The 16,141-nt window shown below is 41.5% G+C and carries 12 protein-coding genes; 2 read left to right on the top strand and 10 right to left on the bottom strand.

Annotation, left to right across the window (positions count from 1 at the left end; genetic code table 11):
- Positions 1-20 precede the first annotated feature (20 nt).
- Both gvpT and K8O68_RS12595 read right to left on the bottom strand, forming a co-directional pair.
- Entirely contained in the window at positions 21-1,118 is a 1,098-nt protein-coding gene (gvpT, locus tag K8O68_RS12600) for a YtxH domain-containing protein (RefSeq protein WP_230897230.1), read from the bottom strand.
- Positions 1,119-1,167: 49 nt separating this feature from the next.
- Complete coding sequence (locus K8O68_RS12595) at positions 1,168-1,758, bottom strand: YtxH domain-containing protein (RefSeq protein ID WP_230897229.1); 591 nt, start codon at positions 1,756-1,758, stop codon at positions 1,168-1,170.
- A 787-nt stretch (positions 1,759-2,545) separates the two neighbouring features.
- Here K8O68_RS12595 and K8O68_RS12590 point away from each other — a divergent pair.
- Entirely contained in the window at positions 2,546-4,585 is a 2,040-nt protein-coding gene (locus K8O68_RS12590; protein WP_230897228.1) for a bifunctional 2',3'-cyclic-nucleotide 2'-phosphodiesterase/3'-nucleotidase, read from the top strand.
- A gap of 367 nt (positions 4,586-4,952) precedes the next feature.
- Here the strand turns inward: K8O68_RS12590 and K8O68_RS12585 are convergent, their stop codons facing one another.
- The 5 genes from K8O68_RS12585 to K8O68_RS12570 form a co-directional block, all read right to left on the bottom strand.
- Positions 4,953-6,092: a YibE/F family protein gene (locus K8O68_RS12585; protein WP_230897227.1), complete on the bottom strand. Its 1,140-nt coding sequence runs from the start codon at positions 6,090-6,092 to the stop codon at positions 4,953-4,955.
- A gap of 327 nt (positions 6,093-6,419) precedes the next feature.
- Positions 6,420-6,554 carry a hypothetical protein gene (locus tag K8O68_RS21460; protein WP_255717193.1) on the bottom strand — a complete coding sequence of 45 codons (135 nt, stop codon included), beginning with the start codon at positions 6,552-6,554 and terminating at the stop codon, positions 6,420-6,422.
- A 74-nt stretch (positions 6,555-6,628) separates the two neighbouring features.
- Positions 6,629-7,852 carry a DUF418 domain-containing protein gene (locus K8O68_RS12580; RefSeq protein ID WP_230897226.1) on the bottom strand — a complete coding sequence of 408 codons (1,224 nt, stop codon included), beginning with the start codon at positions 7,850-7,852 and terminating at the stop codon, positions 6,629-6,631.
- A gap of 59 nt (positions 7,853-7,911) precedes the next feature.
- The gene (locus tag K8O68_RS12575; protein ID WP_230897225.1) at positions 7,912-8,646 is read right to left on the bottom strand and encodes an HAD family hydrolase; all 735 of its coding nucleotides are present in this window, start codon (positions 8,644-8,646) and stop codon (positions 7,912-7,914) included.
- A complete protein-coding gene (locus K8O68_RS12570) occupies positions 8,624-9,163 on the bottom strand; it encodes a GNAT family N-acetyltransferase (protein ID WP_230897224.1) in 540 nt (179 codons plus the stop codon). Before K8O68_RS12570 ends, K8O68_RS12575 begins: the two co-directional genes overlap by 23 nt.
- A gap of 225 nt (positions 9,164-9,388) precedes the next feature.
- Here K8O68_RS12570 and K8O68_RS12565 point away from each other — a divergent pair, with 225 nt between their 5' ends.
- Positions 9,389-10,207 (top strand): LysM peptidoglycan-binding domain-containing protein, encoded by an 819-nt coding sequence (locus K8O68_RS12565; RefSeq protein WP_230897223.1) that lies wholly within the window; start codon positions 9,389-9,391, stop codon positions 10,205-10,207.
- A 124-nt stretch (positions 10,208-10,331) separates the two neighbouring features.
- Here K8O68_RS12565 and K8O68_RS12560 read toward each other — a convergent pair whose 3' ends face one another.
- The 3 genes from K8O68_RS12560 to K8O68_RS12550 all read right to left on the bottom strand — a co-directional run bounded on the left by K8O68_RS12560 (position 10,332) and on the right by K8O68_RS12550 (position 16,062).
- Positions 10,332-11,816 (bottom strand): phytoene desaturase family protein, encoded by a 1,485-nt coding sequence (locus K8O68_RS12560; protein WP_230897222.1) that lies wholly within the window; start codon positions 11,814-11,816, stop codon positions 10,332-10,334.
- A 116-nt stretch (positions 11,817-11,932) separates the two neighbouring features.
- The gene (gene odhB / locus K8O68_RS12555; protein ID WP_230897221.1) at positions 11,933-13,213 is read right to left on the bottom strand and encodes a 2-oxoglutarate dehydrogenase complex dihydrolipoyllysine-residue succinyltransferase; all 1,281 of its coding nucleotides are present in this window, start codon (positions 13,211-13,213) and stop codon (positions 11,933-11,935) included.
- Positions 13,213-16,062 carry a 2-oxoglutarate dehydrogenase E1 component gene (locus K8O68_RS12550; RefSeq protein ID WP_230897220.1) on the bottom strand — a complete coding sequence of 950 codons (2,850 nt, stop codon included), beginning with the start codon at positions 16,060-16,062 and terminating at the stop codon, positions 13,213-13,215. The genes odhB and K8O68_RS12550 overlap by 1 nt, the downstream gene beginning before the upstream one ends.
- Between the last annotated feature and the right edge of the window lie 79 nt (positions 16,063-16,141).

The raw sequence follows: 16,141 nt of genomic DNA, 5'->3' as shown, positions 1-16,141 counted from the left end.
TAGCCTCATTTAACTGCGGCTTATTTGTTAGATTTAGAATTACTGTTCTGTTTACGTCCTGAACCGGATTTCTTTTTCGGTCTGCCTGGACCTTTTTTAGAACCTGAGGAAGACTTTCTATTCGATGAAGAATTACTTTCTTCTTCATCTTCATCATTATTGTTGTCTTCATTTTCCTCTTCATTATCTTCATCTTTTTGTTTTTCATCTTCTTTTTCTTGTTCTTCTTTTTCTTGTTCTTCTTTTTCTTGTTCTTCTTTTTCTTGTTCTTCTTTTTCTTGGTCTTCTTTTTCTTGATCTTCTTTTTCTTGATCTTCTTTATCATCATCTTTTTTGTCATCTTCCTGGTCTTCTGAGCCAGAAGACTTACCGGAAGTACCAGTTTCTACTTTTGTCTCGTTGTCTTCTTCCTCTTCTTTTTCTTCGCTCTTTTCTTCAGAAGACTCCTCTTTCTTGTCCTCATCAGATTGTTCTTCTTGCTGATCTTTATCTTCTTTTTCTTCTTTTTCTTCTTTATCGGAACTTTCGTCAGATGAGTCTTTATCTTGTTCCTCTTCTGATTCCTGGCTCTTGTCAGAGTCCTTTTCTTCCTGGTCTTTCTCGCTTTCCTCTGATTTCTGCGAGTTTTCAGCGAGTTTACTGATCATGTCTTCGATTCTGCTTAGTCTGTCACCCAGAGCTTTATTTTCTTCTTTTAATTTTTCATAGTCCTCAGAAGATTGCTGATCTGACTGTTCATCTTGTGAAGATACTTGTGTTTCAGTTTCTTCCTGTTCAGCCTCTTCTTCAGATTCTTCATTTCCTGATTTTGAACCAAACAAACTTCCACTCTTGGTCTTAATTGTTTCGGCTGTTGATAAAGCTTTTTCTTTTGCAGACTGACCGAAGCTTTTTCCTTTCGTTTTCCATTGTTCAGTATCGAAGTTTTTCACGCTTTCTTTAATTTTATCTCGGTTTTCTGGTGTAATTGCATATCCAACCGCGGCTCCAACGATAGAACCTGTTACTGCGCGCTTCATTGGTCCAAAGCCGCCATTTTCGCTTCCATTCTCTTGCTCGTTACCGTTATTATCGCTTTCCTGCTCATCAACTTGGGTGTCTTTTTCTTCTTGTGCCATTAATAATCCCTCCATATAAGCCTGAATTTAATAGTTTTTTATAAGCTTATTATTTTGATTCTGCCAATTCTGATAACATCTTCTCGATTCTATCAAGACGTTCATTCATACTTTCGTTTTCCTCTTTAAGCTCATCGTATCCGCTTGATTCCTCTTCATTTGACTCCTCTTCTTCTGCTTCTTCAGAAGAGGCTGCTGCTTCTTCCTCACCGGTATACTCCTCTTCCTCTTCTTCCGGATCCTCACTGTGTTCTTCAGCCTGAGCTGATTCTTCCCCGGATTGCTGTTCAGACTCTTCCTCTGACGCTCCCTGGTCAAGACCTAATTCTTCCTCGATCTTACCCGTTACTTTTTGACCGCCAGGTACTTTATCTTCAACTTTATTGAGATAACTTGAAATCTGCTTTTTCACACTTCCTACAGCTTGTTCCGTAACCATATCCTGCACAGACTTTGTCAGTTCCTGACCAACAATTTTCATAACTTGGGAACCGCCTACTGATTTTAATACTTTTCTTCCTTTTTCAGAGCTGGATAGCAGCCCTGCACCTGCTCCAACAGCACTTCCTATAAGTACATAACCTAAGGTTGATTGCCCGTTGTTTGATTGTTCATTGTTTGATTGTTCATTTTTAGCCATTATAAATCACTCCTTAAATTAATATCTTGCCTATACAAAAGCGTATAATTGGCTATACCACAACAAAAAACGTTCAAACACTGGATGTATTTTCCTATTAATAACTTTTAATTGGAAAGTGAATAAAACGTCTCACGAAAGAGAGGAAATTAATGTATATACGAACCATTTAATGACATAATAACTAAACAAAAAGGCCTCGGAAGAATGTTATTCTTTCCAAGACCTTTCCACAACTAGGTATTATATCCTTTTTAAACTGCTAAACTATTTGTTTATTAACATGAACTCATAAAAAACAGTACTGGTTGTATCTCTTAAATTCGTTGAAAAAGTATGTTTAAAACAATTGCGTAATAAGAATATAGGCTCCTGCCAGGAGCCAAAGCCAGACAGCCGGTCACAACCCTGGAAGTTTAAACTTCTTTTGGCGTGACTCAAGGCCGGCTTGATCTGTAATTCCTCAATTGCCATCTTGCCTGCACTGTTTATTCCTCGGTTCCATCATAATCCCTCCTCACATTCACTATACCCTAAAAGGTATTTGAAGTTCAAATATTCAATTCTTATTACTTTATTTTCATCCGACTATTATCTACACGAAGGTGCATCTTTCGAATGATTTTTATTTGTAATTGTGATGATTCCTTGAAAAATGTTAAAAAATTAAAAAAATTGTGGTAGGGTTTCACTAAGTGAGCAACTGATAGACGTCAGACAACTCACTTTCTATTTTTTTAAAAGGAGGCGAGCTGGACTAACAATTAAAACATAATGGAGGGATTTGATGAGAGAAAAAGCATTTTTCCGGACAGTTAAACGTGCAGCTATTATTGGAAGCGCTTTTATGTTGTTTTCTCCCGTAACATCATTCGCAGAAAGTAATGATCAGGAGTCCCATGAACTCACAATTATGACTACAACGGATATCCATTCCTATCTTATGCCTTATGACTACATGAATGACGAAGCCGTAGATGATTACGGGTTTGTAAAAGCAGCTACACTCATTGAACAAGTCAGGGCGGAAAATGATAACACCATTCTTTTTGATAATGGGGATATTTTTGAGGGAAGTATGCTTGGAGAGCTTGAGACCTTCATTGATCCTTTAGAAGAAGGGGAAACGCAGGCAGTCATTAAAGCTCTGAACGAACTCGATTATGCAGCAGCATCAATTGGTAACCATGAGTTTAATTTCGGTTTGGATTATTTGGATGACGCCATAGAATCTGCTGATTTTCCCTGGTTAAGCGCTAACGTCTACAAAGCAGGCACAGACCGGGAAGAGCATTATTATGAACCTTATACAGTAATTGAGCATGAAGTGGATGGTAAGAGCATTGATATTGGGGTTATTGGATTTGTGCCGCCTCAAATAATGAGCTGGGATAACCTTCACCTTGAAGGAAATGTGGAAGTGCGTGAAATAGTTGACTCGGCTCAGCGTTATATCCCTGAACTGAAAGAACAATCTGATATTGTTGTCGCTCTTGCCCATACAGGGGTTAATACAGGCGACCGGGAAACAGAGCACGCAGCTGTCACTCTCGCTGAAGAAGTGGATGGGATAGACGCACTGGTTATGGGACACGCCCACCAGACTTTTCCTGGTAACACCGGTTATGATGAAGTTGATGGTGTAGATGATGAGAACGGGACTATTCACGGGATTCCTGCCGTTATGGCTGGAAACTGGGGAAGCCATTTAGGAACGATCACCCTGGAAATGACTGAAGAGGATGGAGCCTGGAATATAGTAAGTTCTTCTTCAGAAGTTACTGGAGTAGAAGGTGTAGAAGAAAATGAAGATATTGTTAATTTAATTTCAGATGTTCATGAACGAACCATGGAATATATTTCGACTGTGGTAGGATCGATATCAGACGGTATTAACACCTTCTTCTCACTCGTGATGGATAATGAAGTTACTCAACTCGTTAATGATGCCCAGCTATGGTTTGCAGAAGATTTCTTTAGTGGGACTGAATATGAAGAAAGAAAACTTTTATCTGCTGCAGCACCATTCAGAGCCGGTTATAGAGGCGGCTATACAGAAGTCGATGCCGGAGACGTAACTATCGGAAACCTTGCAGATATTTATGTGTACTCCAACACCCTTCAAGTGGTCGATGTAAACGGTGATGAACTGACAGAATGGCTGGAACGGTCTGCAGAAAACTTTGAACAGATTGATCCTGGCGCCGAAGAAGAACAATCTCTTCTGGCCAGCTTCTCAGCTTTCAATTTTGATGTCATTGAAGGTGTGGACTACTATCTTGATGTGACACAGCCTGTAGGCGAACGTGTGACCGATCTGACGTATGAAGGTGAACCTGTCACTTCTGACATGGAATTCCTTGTTGTTACAAACAACTACCGTGCAGGCGGAGGCGGAGACCATCTGGAGGATGCAGACCTTGTCGAAGAGCTTATTGATTTAAACATTCAGAACCGGGAAGTAATCGCGGATTTCTTCAGGGAGCAAGAAGGCGATTATCATCCTCACAGTTCAATGAACTGGGCGCTGCTTCCAACTGAAATTGACAGCGAAGTAACCTTTACCAGTTCTATTGATGGAGCTGACCATATTGACAGACTCGGGCTAGAACTGGTCAGCTTTACAGGTAATTTGACTGATGACGACGATGGCGCTTACTATGAATATCATTTCGATGAATCAGCATTGGAAAGTGAAAGAGAACGGGCTGATGGTGACGAGCTGCCTGCTACAGCTTCGACTGCCCCTCTTTATACATTGATAGGAATAACAGTCTTTATTGGAGCTTCTGCGTTACTCTTTTTCCGCAGACGCCAAACAGCTTAACAGTTAAAAAAGAAACTGCCTCAGGGCAGCTTCTCGAGGCCGGGACAAAAGAATAGCGAGCATAAAGAAAACCGAACAAATCTTATGATTTTTGTTCGGTTTTTCGCTTTTGTACTTAACTCTGATAAATAGTAATGGCAGTCATTTCAGTCCGCCAGGCGGACGCTTGCCCAGGGGCTTGTCTTCAGCTAAATTCAACTCAGCCTGGAGCTTCGTTGAATTGGATCTTCAGACAGCGCTTAATCCCTGTGGCGTCGCCGCCTTTTGTTCTTCAATCAACCTAGAACATCCCTCGTTTCTATTTAGGATGTCTTTCACCTGAAAAAGCTGCCTCAGGGCAGCTTCTTTTATTATTGCTAATAAGATTTTATGAAGTCTTTCGAGTAAGACGTTTCCAAAGAGACGGCTTATCAGCTTCTTTTTGCAGTTTTTCTGAGTCAGCATTTTTATAGAGAAAGCCAGCTATTACGGCTGTTAATGGTATAGCATAAATTAATCCTATGCTTCCGGCCATAATTCTTATAAGTTCAGTCGCCATAGCTTCCATATTAATAACCCGGTTAAACGACACATTATGGGCGTTTAAAACGAGCAGCAAGGACATGGAAGCCCCTGTATAAGCCAGTATAAGGGTGTTGGCCATTGTTCCCATTATGTCCCGGCCGAGATTCATTCCTGATTTTATCAGCTGCCTTGCGGTAATAGCCGGATTGCTCCGCTTTAATTCATCTACAGCTGAAGCAATTGACACGCCAACATCCAATACCGCCCCTATTGCTCCAATAATCATTCCTGCAAGAAGCAGACCTTGAAAATCAAAGTTGGCATTTGGCACATACATAAGCATTTGAGCTTCTTCCCCGCTGAAACCTGTTAACCTGGTCAGCCTTGTCATCACCGTTGCAAGTACACCGGCTAATATGACTCCCCCGATTGTTCCTAAAATCGCTGCCGCCGACTTCCGGTTAAAACCGCTTATTAACAGGACAGAAACCACTGTTATTATCGAGGCGATGACAATAGTTACAAACACCGGCGGCAGCCCGCCTAAAATGAGGGGTATCAAAACTTGCATAATTAGAAAGATGGTAAAAGCCAATGATATAACTGTTTTTATACCTTTTAAACCACCTATTAAGATTATTGACAAAGCGAAAAAGATCCCTAAATATGTAAGATAGTGATCCCGTGCCAGTTCTCTGACAAGAGCCCTTGAGATTGTACCGTTTTCACTTTCAATCCAAACCAGCACCCTGTCGCTTTCGTTAAAGTAAAAATCCTGCGCCTGATTCCCCGACAATGAGTGCTCCACCGTCACGGTCTCCCCTCTGAATTCCCCCTGTTCAATTCTAATTTCCATTCTTTGAAGGCCTGGTGTATCCTCTTTCATTTCGACAATTTGCCCACGCACTGTTTCCCGATGAGGGCTGCTTTCAGCATTAGAAGCAATTGGCAGTAAAGCAGAACATAAAAAAATAAAAACAAGTAAACTAATAATATATTTCATTTTAGACTCCTTTATTAAGCCGGTCTCTCTGTTATTGTAACATAGAGAAAGTCTGCTTTGAGCCAGCAGTCCCATGGGTTTTGAAGAAATTTTTTTGAAAGATTTCCCGCTTCTTACATTGCCGGAATGAGTGAGTCCAGGAGAAAACTACCGACAGGTTTGTAAAAGACGCCCATTAGTTTATCCTTTTAATAAATGAGCTGCTCAGGGGTCTTCAGATACCAAAGAGAGACATCCAAACAACATTCAGAAGTTGTTTGGATGTCTGTAAGATCACTACTCTTTATCTCAGCCTTTATGCTAAATATAAGGCCCTCATTTTTCTTATTACCGTTTAGCTTTTGTTTTTTCAATCTCTTTATTGTGGGAAACAGGGTGTACTTCCTGACGGTCAGGCAGACTCTCATCAGGTGTTTTGTTATTAGTCTCAGCCGCGTTTTTATTTGGTTGGCGCTTTTTCATCGCTTCTTCCTCCTTCGCACTTTTATTGGCTTAGTTTGAAAAAGAAAGTCTGATTTTATTCCCGACATTAATGGTTACATTTTGAACGGCTGCCGTTTTCCATAGGTTAAACTGCGCCAAATCCATTCCGCAGGTCCAAACCGGTATTTTTTTATCCATTTATTACTCACCCATATTTGGCCTGCAAATAACACCGCTGCGATCACGAGCCATATCAAAGGGCCAACTTCTCCATAAAGCCCCAAACCGTAGTTATAAAACAGCGAGGTCGCTATAATAGACTGAAGAAGATAGTTGCTTAAGGCTGTACGTCCCACAGCACGCAAAGGGTTGAATAGGTTTATCCATTTTTCTTTCCGCATAAGTAATATGATTGAAGTCATATAAAAGAAACAAAGTGCAGGCCCTCCTATGGCCGATCCTATAAAATAAGTCATCATATAGACAGAAACTTCAGCCCCCTGCTCAAAATAACTGTAAACAAACATTACATTAAAAGGCAGGCCGACAGCCAGGCTCCACTTCCAAACTCTCTTAAAAAACGGTATCTGTGTAGGTATGTCTTTATATTTTTCAGTTTTCGCAATGTAAACTCCAAATAAAAACATCCCCAGAATGATAGGCATCATAAAGATATAATTACTGAACATAAAAGAATAATCAGCCGCCCTCTGGCTGAATATGTCAGCCGTATTCCCTGACCCGTATGCCGCAATGGACTGTTCAAGCATTTGCATGCCTAAAGCCATACTTTCTGCATCAGCAGGGAGGAGATCTCCTGCCATAAAGATGAGAACAGCCATTAAAGAAATGAATGAGACAGGAATAAGGATTAATAAGAACGCCCAAACAAGAACAGTTTTTGGTGTACTTTTATAAAACAACAGTAAAAAGAAACCTGTAAGAGCGTAAATAATCAGGATATCCCCGTACCATATTCCAAAAGCGTGAATAATACCTATTATGAGCAGAATAACCAGACGCTTTATAAACAGGCCCTGAGGCTTTGCTGCCTTCTGTTCCGCCCTTTGAAGAAAAATTATAAAACCGAGGCCGAATAAAAAAGAAAACATAGTAAAAAACTTGGATGACGCAAAAAAATGAATAACAAATTCAGCAAACACATTCCAGCTTTCAGTCCACCAAACCACATTAGTCATTGTTAAGTAGACTTCGGGAGACGCAAAATAAGGCATATTGGCAATTAAAATACCAAGCAATGCAAAACCCCGGATGATATCAAGTTCATGAACCCGTTCTTTTGCCGGCAGTGGGTCTGAAAAGACGTTTTTTGTCATACTACCTCTCCTTATTGCTGTTTAGACGAGAAAGTTTTGACCACTCTCCTTAGCAACGTTTAACCGGTTGATGAGGACCGGAAAAGTCCTTGCTGTTTGGATATTTTTGTATACAGATCTTGAAGCGTCCCTTCGTCGTCCACCCTGTAATCCGTAGTCCCCCGGTCTATAACACACCCTTTTACAAGGAATGTCTTCATGCCTGCCTGTTCGGCTGCCATGTCTTCCTGTTTGTCATTACCCGCCATGACACACTCTTCCGGCTGCACTCCCAACTTTTCACTAATATGCCTGTAATACTGGGGATGCGGTTTAGTAAAACGGCTTTCTTCATATACAGTAACCAGTTCAAAAGGAATATCATTCAAACCGGCCCAGGACAAGCGGTGATAGATTGCTGTTTTAGGAAAAACCGGGTTAGTTGCGACCGCTACCCGGTACCCTTGTTTAATTGCTTCTTCCACTACCTTTCTCCCTAACGGAGTAGGTTGGCACAAATACGAAAAAGTAGGAAAGACGGTTTCATAAAAGTCATCTAAAACAGGCCAGATTTTATCTTTATCCAGATCCGCCATTTTTAAGAAGCTCTCCTCAAACACCTGCTCGTTCGTTTTCTCCGGATCAATATTGGTCATCATTGATTTTGTACCGCCCCATAACGCTTCTACAAATGTATCCGGTTGTACAATATGTGACACTCTTCCTGCAAGCTCTTTTATGTATGTTTCCACAAACTTATCAGTATCCATTGGGAGCAGGGTTCCGTCCAAATCAAATAATATTACTTTCGCCATTAGTCATTCCTCCGTTATTTAACAGTTTTCCCATATAGTATTCATCAACAGCCCGGCCTTTAATAAAAAAAGAATGCCGTTTTAAGCCTTCTACCTCGAAACCGGATTTCTTATATAACTTTAAAGCCGCCTCATTGTGGATCATCGTAGTGAGTTCGAGTCTTCTTAACCCTTGGTTAATAGCCCATTTTTCAACTGCTTCCAATAAAAGGGTGCCAGCCCCTTTTTTTCTGCTGTTTTTACCGACACCCAATACAAGGTATGCGGAGTGTTTATTTTTCTTTGCTTTTCCCCCAACTGCCATGAGATACCCTGTCAGTTTACGGTTTTCTTCAGTTATTAAGATTGTTGAATTCTCCGATTCCCTGAAATTTATAATCATTTTTTCTGACTGACCGGCAGTCATTTCTCTCTCCCCGGCGCCGAACAGCATAAAGTCTGATTCACCGTCTATCAATTTAATGAGGGTGCTTAGCTCATCTTTATCACTCAGCTGTACTTCTCTGACTCTCATCATCTCTCTATCCTTTCCACACTCTCTTTATACTTTCCTGCAATCGGCAGGCTCTTTGAAATGAACGAACCTACATCACTAAAATTTTAACATAAAAAGGTAATTTTTTTATAATAAATACTCGCCCGCATCCGCTGAGGAATACAGACAACCTTTTAATACATACATTTAACTGATATCCCAAATTCAATGACTAATTAGAAGGTAAAAATTAAAGGGGAGATTAAATTGGCTATCCAGCGCGGAACCCACATCATCCATACAGTTAAACCGGGAGATACAGTTTACAGCCTGGCTGTAAGATATGAGAGTGATATAGATGCTATCGCTCGCGTAAACGGTATTTATCCCCCGTTTACAGACCCGTTTGTCATTTTTCCCGGGCAAGTGCTTGTCATACCAAGACTGACTGTTGATCCTACCGAGACATTTTATGTGATCCAGCCGGGGGACAGCTTAACTAGAGTAGCAGACAGGTTTTCTGCTCCTGTGACAGTCTTGGCAGGAACGAACCCGACGATCCAAAATCCTGATTTCGTTTTCCCGAACCAGCAGATTCGGGTGCCCGTTTTTATTTATGATGTAGAGGCCGGCGACTCTTTATTTTCAATCTCCCAAAAAACAGGAGTGCCAACAGGACAAATTCTGAATGCTAATATGTTCCGGCCGGCAATTTCTCCAGACTTAATTTTTGAGGGAATTAAGTTAATTGTGCCCATACCTGTTTCACAAAATATATTTGTTACAGAGCCTCTGCCCGGAAGCACAATCCAAAACAACAGTCTTATAGAAGGATATGCAAGAGCCTTTGAAGCAAATGTACTTTACAGAGTGGTAGATATAAATGATAGGGAGGTAGCCTCTGAATCATTTACGACCGCTGACTTTGCAGGTCCTAATTTCGGGAAATTCCGTGATTCCATCACTTTTGATAATCCGCCGTCTGCCCAGGAAGGAGAATTACAAGTATATACAAGAAGTGCTGAAGACGGATCAATTCAGGACCTGGTTCAGATTAAGGTAAATTTTCAAACTGGCGCCCCTTAAATAATTTTCATAGAGTAGTCTTATTAAGAAGCTTGGAATTCCTCCAAGCTTTTTAACATCTATTAATTAATTTAAAATTTGCACCAATTCATCATTTATCCAAAGCTGAAGTAAGTGAAATCTGTTAGACAAGTCTTTCCCCTGTGATTGACCTGGCAACATGAACACCTGAACTGGCGGCTCCGATAGAACCTGCTCCTGGAAAAATATTATCCCCACAAAGCCATAAGCCATCGATTCCTGTCCGGTGACGAACAGCACGCCATAGTGCATTTTGCTTAGTCTGCGGGAAGCCCCCCACGCCACCGCTTTTTCTTTTAACAAATCTTTCCCAGGCTCTAGGTCCTCCGCTCAATACATACACGAGACCATGTTCAGATCCAGGAGCGAGTTCTTCCAGCTTTTTCAGCACATTGTTTTTTATTTGCATGGACTTATAATCATACGCTTCTTTTGTCTGCCATTCTTTTAAGTGAACATGTGCTGAGACTGTAATCGTCCTGTAGCCTGCAGGCGCTCTCAGAAGGTCGCCCTTTTTTGAAATAGACATAAAAAAGTGATTTCCTTCACTTGAAGGACCGTCAGGGTCAAGCATAAATTGATGAAATAAGTTTACATCGTCCGGTAAGCAGTCTTCTTTCAATGCCATATAGACTGTATAAGTCCCCCATTGTTTTAAAGGGTCTTCTTTTGCTTTTATTTTGCGATGGATTTTACTCATTACTTCTGTCTCTAAAAGATCACGCAAGTTTGAAAGGGGAACATTCAACACGACATGGTCCGTTTCATAAATATGCCCCCGGTGATCTTCCACCCTCCACTTATCTTCCTTCTTAACAGAAACAACGCTTCTTGGCTTTTTAACGGTTCCCCCGTTTTCAAGTATAGATTTTATAAGCTCCTCAGCTAAGCGAAATAAACCGCCATCTACATAAAAAGCACCTTGGTGATAAATATCCAGGGCTGCACACCCCATCAATAATTCACATTCTTTATATGTGGTTTGCATACTATCCATTAAAACACCATTGATAAAATGAATAAACGTCATGCAATTCTGAAGCCTGTGCTTTTTCACCAGTGAAGCGAGTGACTGGTTCACATAAGGTATAAGGGTTATGGAATCTAAAGAAAATCCCCTTAAGAGTGCGCGGTATTCCTGAAAGGATTCTGGCGGAAGAACAGGATAATGCTGCATATGATTTCTTAAAACTTTACCAACCCTCCAAACTTCATTAAAAAAGTTCATAATTCTAAGTGAATCATCAGGCTCTTCTTTTTCCCACATCGTTAAAAAACGGGATCGTTCCGTGTAATAGGGAAGAGTACGGGATCCTATGCGCACATCCATAACAGTTGGAAGTGGAACAGCATTGATTGTGATTCCTAAATAGTCGTTCACTTTTGTATGAAGACCGTTCGGTTCGAAACCCATGCCTAATGTGGCACCAACCGGGAAAGTGAAGTCTTTTCTTTGAAATTTACCTGCACACCCTCCCCACTCCGCTGCTGCTTCTAATAATGTCACTTGATACCCATTCTTTTGAAGTAACGCTCCTGCGGTCAAACCGGCAATTCCTGAACCGGCTATGAGGACTCCCTTCCCCATGTCTCCCACCTCCCTCTGATAATTTCATTATGTGGAAAAGAAAGAAATATTGCAAAGATATTAAAAAAACACCTTCTCCGACAGAAAGCAGAGAAGGCGCTTTTCTATATTCCGTATTATCCTTCCAGAAGCAAGGCTTCCGGATCTTCAATAAGTTCTTTCACTTTTACGAGGAATCCGACAGCATCTTTCCCGTCAATAATTCTATGATCATAAGATAGTGCGATATACATCATCGGACGGTTCTCAAACCGTTCGTTATCGATAGCTACCGGACGCATTTGTATCTTGTGCATTCCCAGTATACCTACCTGAGGAGTGTTTAATATAGGCGTAGACCATAAAGAGCCGAATACTCCTCCGTTTGTAATTGTAAAAGAACCTCCCTGTAAATCGCCGAGTCCGAGTTTCTTGTTATGCGCTTTTTCCGCGAGTGCTCCAATTTCCTTTTCAATTCCGGCAAAATCCATACGGTCTGCATCCCGAACGACTGGAACCACCAGCCCGTCATTTGTAGAGACGGCTACACCAATATCAAAGAATTTCTTTAAAACAATGTCGTCACCATCTATTTCGGCATTCACGTACGGGTATTTTTTAAGGGCGCCAATAACAGCTTTAGTAAAGAAAGACATAAATCCCAGCTTTACGCCGTTGTCATCGAGAAATTTATCTTTTCTTCGCTTACGAAGTTCCATTAAGTTTGTCATATCCACTTCGTTAAAAGTAGTCAGCATAGCTGCTGTTTGCTGCGCCTCCACGAGACGGTTAGCGATCGTTTTGCGACGTCGGGACATTTTAATTCGTTCGACAGGTTTAGATGGATCGCCTTTTTCTTCTTTTGCTCCTTTTTCAGGGGCCGGGGCCGGGGCCGGTTTGGAGGATGTTTGTTTTGCTTCATATTCATCAATATCTTCTCTTCTAACCCGTCCAAGCGGATCACGCGGATTAATGTCATCAAGGTTGATCCCCTTTTCCCGGGCATACTTACGGGTAGCAGGAGATGCAAGCGGCCGGTGATCGCTTTCTGAACCACCAGACTCTCCCGTCTTCTCTTCGGCTGTTACTGCTTTTTTGTCCGCCTCGACGTCACTCTCTGGTTTGCTTTCCTTTATTTCTTTTTGTTCCTGTTCAGTATCGCCCTTACTTTCAGAAGCTTCTCCACCAGTATTAATTTTGGCGATGACATCGCCTACTTTCACAGTATCTCCAGCCTCAAACAAAGTTTCTTCTAAAGTCCCCGCTTCATCTGCGGCAATTTCAACGTTTACTTTATCTGTTTCAAGTTCTACTATGTCTTCCCCTTTTTCTACATAGTCGCCCGGCTGCTTAAGCCATTCGGCAACTGTGCCTTCTGTAACGGATTCTGCTAATTCAGGTACTTTAATTTCAAGCATTATTCAGGACTCCCTTCGAGATTTCGTGTGACAGCTTCAGTAATAATTCTTTTCTGCTCTTTTTTGTGTACTTTAGGATCTCCTTCAGCAGGACTGGAACGTCGTTTCCGTCCGATAAAGTGCACGTCGCATTCCTGCCCTGTATCTTGCAGATAAGGGAGAATATAATGCCAAGCGCCCATGTTTTGCGGTTCTTCCTGGAGCCATACGAGCTCTTTTACATTCGGGTACTTTTCCAGTTGCTCTTTAATATCTTTAGACGGGAACGGATAGAGTTCTTCGATTTTAACTGCCTGGAGCCAGTCGAGATTATCTATCTCTTCTCTTATTTTTTCATCTAGCTCCACTGCTACTTTACCGGAACAGAATACGAGACGTTCCACTTTTTGCGGATTATTGCCAAGGTCTTTATTTACGAGTACAGGTTCAAACTTTCCTTCACTGAGATCCTCAGGAGAAGAAGATACATTTTCATTTCTGAGAAGGCTTTTAGGCGACATTAACACTAATGGTCTAATCTCATTTTCTTTTAACAGTTTTGCCTGCCGGCGAAGTAAATGAAAGTACTGGCTGGCTTTAGTTAAATTGGCCACGTGCCAGTTATTTTCAGCGGCAAGAGTTAAAAACCGTTCCATCCTACCGCTGGAATGCTCAGGGCCCTGGCCTTCATACCCATGAGGGAGCAGGAGGACGATGCCCGATTTCTGGCCCCATTTAGCCCGTCCGCTTGAAATAAACTGGTCAAATATAACTTGAGCACCATTTGAAAAGTCTCCGTATTGAGCTTCCCAGATGGTTAATGTTTCCGGTGATTCTACATTGTAGCCGTACTCGAATCCTACACATGCTGCCTCAGATAAAGGACTGTTGTGTACCGCGAAAGATGCTTTAGCTGACGGCAGAGTGTGAAGAGGTGAATATATATCATCAGTCTCATAATCATGTAAAATCAGGTGACGGTGAGAGAACGTCCCCCGCTCTGAATCCTGGCCAGTCAGCCTGATCGGAACCCCTTCTGAAATAATCGATCCAAATGCCAGCGTTTCTGCCAGTCCCCAGTCAATTTTCCCTTCTTCTTTTAAGGAATCTACACGCCGCTTAAGAATCTTTTCAAGCTTCGGAAAGACATTAAATTTTTCAGGAAAAATAAGCAGGTCGTCGTTAATCTGGCGCAAGGTTTTGAGCGGCACTTTCGTATCTATTCCTGCAAGAGTGCTTCTGACGTAAGCAGGCGGCTTCATCGTTTCGTCTATATGTTCACGTTTATTTTGCTTAATTTTATCAAACTGGTTTTCCAGCTTAGAGATAAATTCAGATCTTAATTCTTGAAATTTATTTTCTTCAATCAGTTTTTCATCAACAAGTTTTTTTCCGTAGATTTCAAATACTGTCGGATGGTCTTTAATTCTCTTGTACAGAGACGGCTGGGTGGCCAGAGGTTCGTCCATCTCATTGTGGCCGTATCGGCGGTACCCGATTAAATCTATGACAATATCTTTAGTGAATTCCTTACGGTAAAGATACGCTAAATGGATAGCTGCAAGGCAGGCTTCAGGATCATCTGCATTCACATGAATCACAGGAATTTCATACCCTTTCGCCAAATCACTGGCATATTCAGTTGACCGTGAATCGCCGCTTACGGTCGTAAATCCAATCATATTGTTAGCAATCACATGGATTGTCCCGCCTGTTGAGTAACCATTTAACTGACTGAGGTTTAACGTTTCAGCTACAATTCCCTGACCAGGAAAAGCGGCGTCACCATGGATCAAAATCGGAAGAGCTTTATTCTTTTTCTGCTTAGGAAACCCGGGTGATTTCCGGTCTTCCTGTGCTGCTCTTGCAAAGCCTTCAACCACCGGATTCACAAATTCCAGATGACTTGGGTTGTTTGCAAGACTAATCGTGGCGTTTGACTTGCTTTCTTTAATTTCACGGTCAGCGCCTAAATGGTATTTAACATCCCCGGTCCACCCGTAGTTAATTCCTACAGACCCTTCAGAGGGGACTAAATCTTTATTTGGGGCATCATGGAATTCTGAAAAGATCATTTCATACGGTTTTCCGAGTACGTGGGCAAGGACATTTAATCTGCCTCGGTGAGCCATACCAACCATCAGTTTTTCAGTGCCGTCTTCCACTGACTCGCGTACCACTTCATCAAGCATAGGAACCATTGTATCAAGCCCTTCAATGGAAAAACGCTTCTGTCCTTTGAATGTTTTATGGATAAAGTGTTCAAAACCTTCTACTTTATTTAATCTTTCCAGCATCTGCACTTTTTTTGTGTCGGTTAATTCAGGAAGGTAGTCTCTGGATTCAACCTTTTGGAATAACCAGCGCCGTTCTTCAATGTCCTGCACCTGGTCAAATTCAAAAGCAAGCCGTTTAGTATAGGTTTCTTTTAAATGTTCAACAGCTTCTAAACCATTATTTAACGAGGAATAATGGTGCGGGGACAGAAGTTCAGGAGGTACTTGCCGAATTTCTTCGTCAGTAAGACCGAATTCTTCATAATTGAATATGTTGCTTTTCTCCTTCAAATTAACGGGAATAATGTCGGCCATTAAATGGCCATTGCGCCTTATGGATTCTGCGAGCTTCATTGCCCGGATAGCAGTAAAATAAGTATTAGTGCTTGTTTCTTTTAAGTCCTTGTTCTGAACCGGGGTTGCGGGCTCGACTTCTTCTTTATACCCCCCCCATTTTCTGAAAAAACTTTGTAATTCTTCTTCTACTAATGCCGGGTCATCCTGGAAATCTTCATATTTTTCCAGCATATAGCCCAGGTTTGGCCCGTAAAACTGGGACCACCCTTCGCTCAATCTGATCGATTGATTTGCCATGTCGGTAACCTCCATTGATAGTAAATATGTACATCAACCTATTTAACAATACACAAATAGGATAAAAGCGTTTACAAAG

Source organism: Salipaludibacillus sp. CUR1, from assembly GCF_021028955.1.
In the GTDB taxonomy this organism is placed as follows: Bacteria; Bacillota; Bacilli; order Bacillales; family Salisediminibacteriaceae; genus Salipaludibacillus.
The sequence above is the reverse complement of the archived record's forward strand: the minus strand, read 5'-3'. Positions and strand labels throughout refer to the sequence as shown.

Excerpts from the sequence above, each read along its gene's own strand:
- gvpT (WP_230897230.1), bottom strand. The coding sequence starts at position 1,118 with ATGGCACAAGAAGAAAAAGACACCCAAGTTGATGAGCAGGAAAGCGAT.
- K8O68_RS12595 (WP_230897229.1), bottom strand. The coding sequence starts at position 1,758 with ATGGCTAAAAATGAACAATCAAACAATGAACAATCAAACAACGGGCAA.
- K8O68_RS12590 (WP_230897228.1), top strand. The coding sequence starts at position 2,546 with ATGAGAGAAAAAGCATTTTTCCGGACAGTTAAACGTGCAGCTATTATT.
- K8O68_RS12585 (WP_230897227.1), bottom strand. The coding sequence starts at position 6,092 with ATGAAATATATTATTAGTTTACTTGTTTTTATTTTTTTATGTTCTGCT.
- K8O68_RS21460 (WP_255717193.1), bottom strand. The coding sequence starts at position 6,554 with ATGAAAAAGCGCCAACCAAATAAAAACGCGGCTGAGACTAATAACAAA.
- K8O68_RS12580 (WP_230897226.1), bottom strand. The coding sequence starts at position 7,852 with ATGACAAAAAACGTCTTTTCAGACCCACTGCCGGCAAAAGAACGGGTT.
- K8O68_RS12575 (WP_230897225.1), bottom strand. The coding sequence starts at position 8,646 with ATGGCGAAAGTAATATTATTTGATTTGGACGGAACCCTGCTCCCAATG.
- K8O68_RS12570 (WP_230897224.1), bottom strand. The coding sequence starts at position 9,163 with ATGATGAGAGTCAGAGAAGTACAGCTGAGTGATAAAGATGAGCTAAGC.
- K8O68_RS12560 (WP_230897222.1), bottom strand. The coding sequence starts at position 11,816 with ATGGGGAAGGGAGTCCTCATAGCCGGTTCAGGAATTGCCGGTTTGACC.
- odhB (WP_230897221.1), bottom strand. The coding sequence starts at position 13,213 with ATGCTTGAAATTAAAGTACCTGAATTAGCAGAATCCGTTACAGAAGGC.
- K8O68_RS12550 (WP_230897220.1), bottom strand. The coding sequence starts at position 16,062 with ATGGCAAATCAATCGATCAGATTGAGCGAAGGGTGGTCCCAGTTTTAC.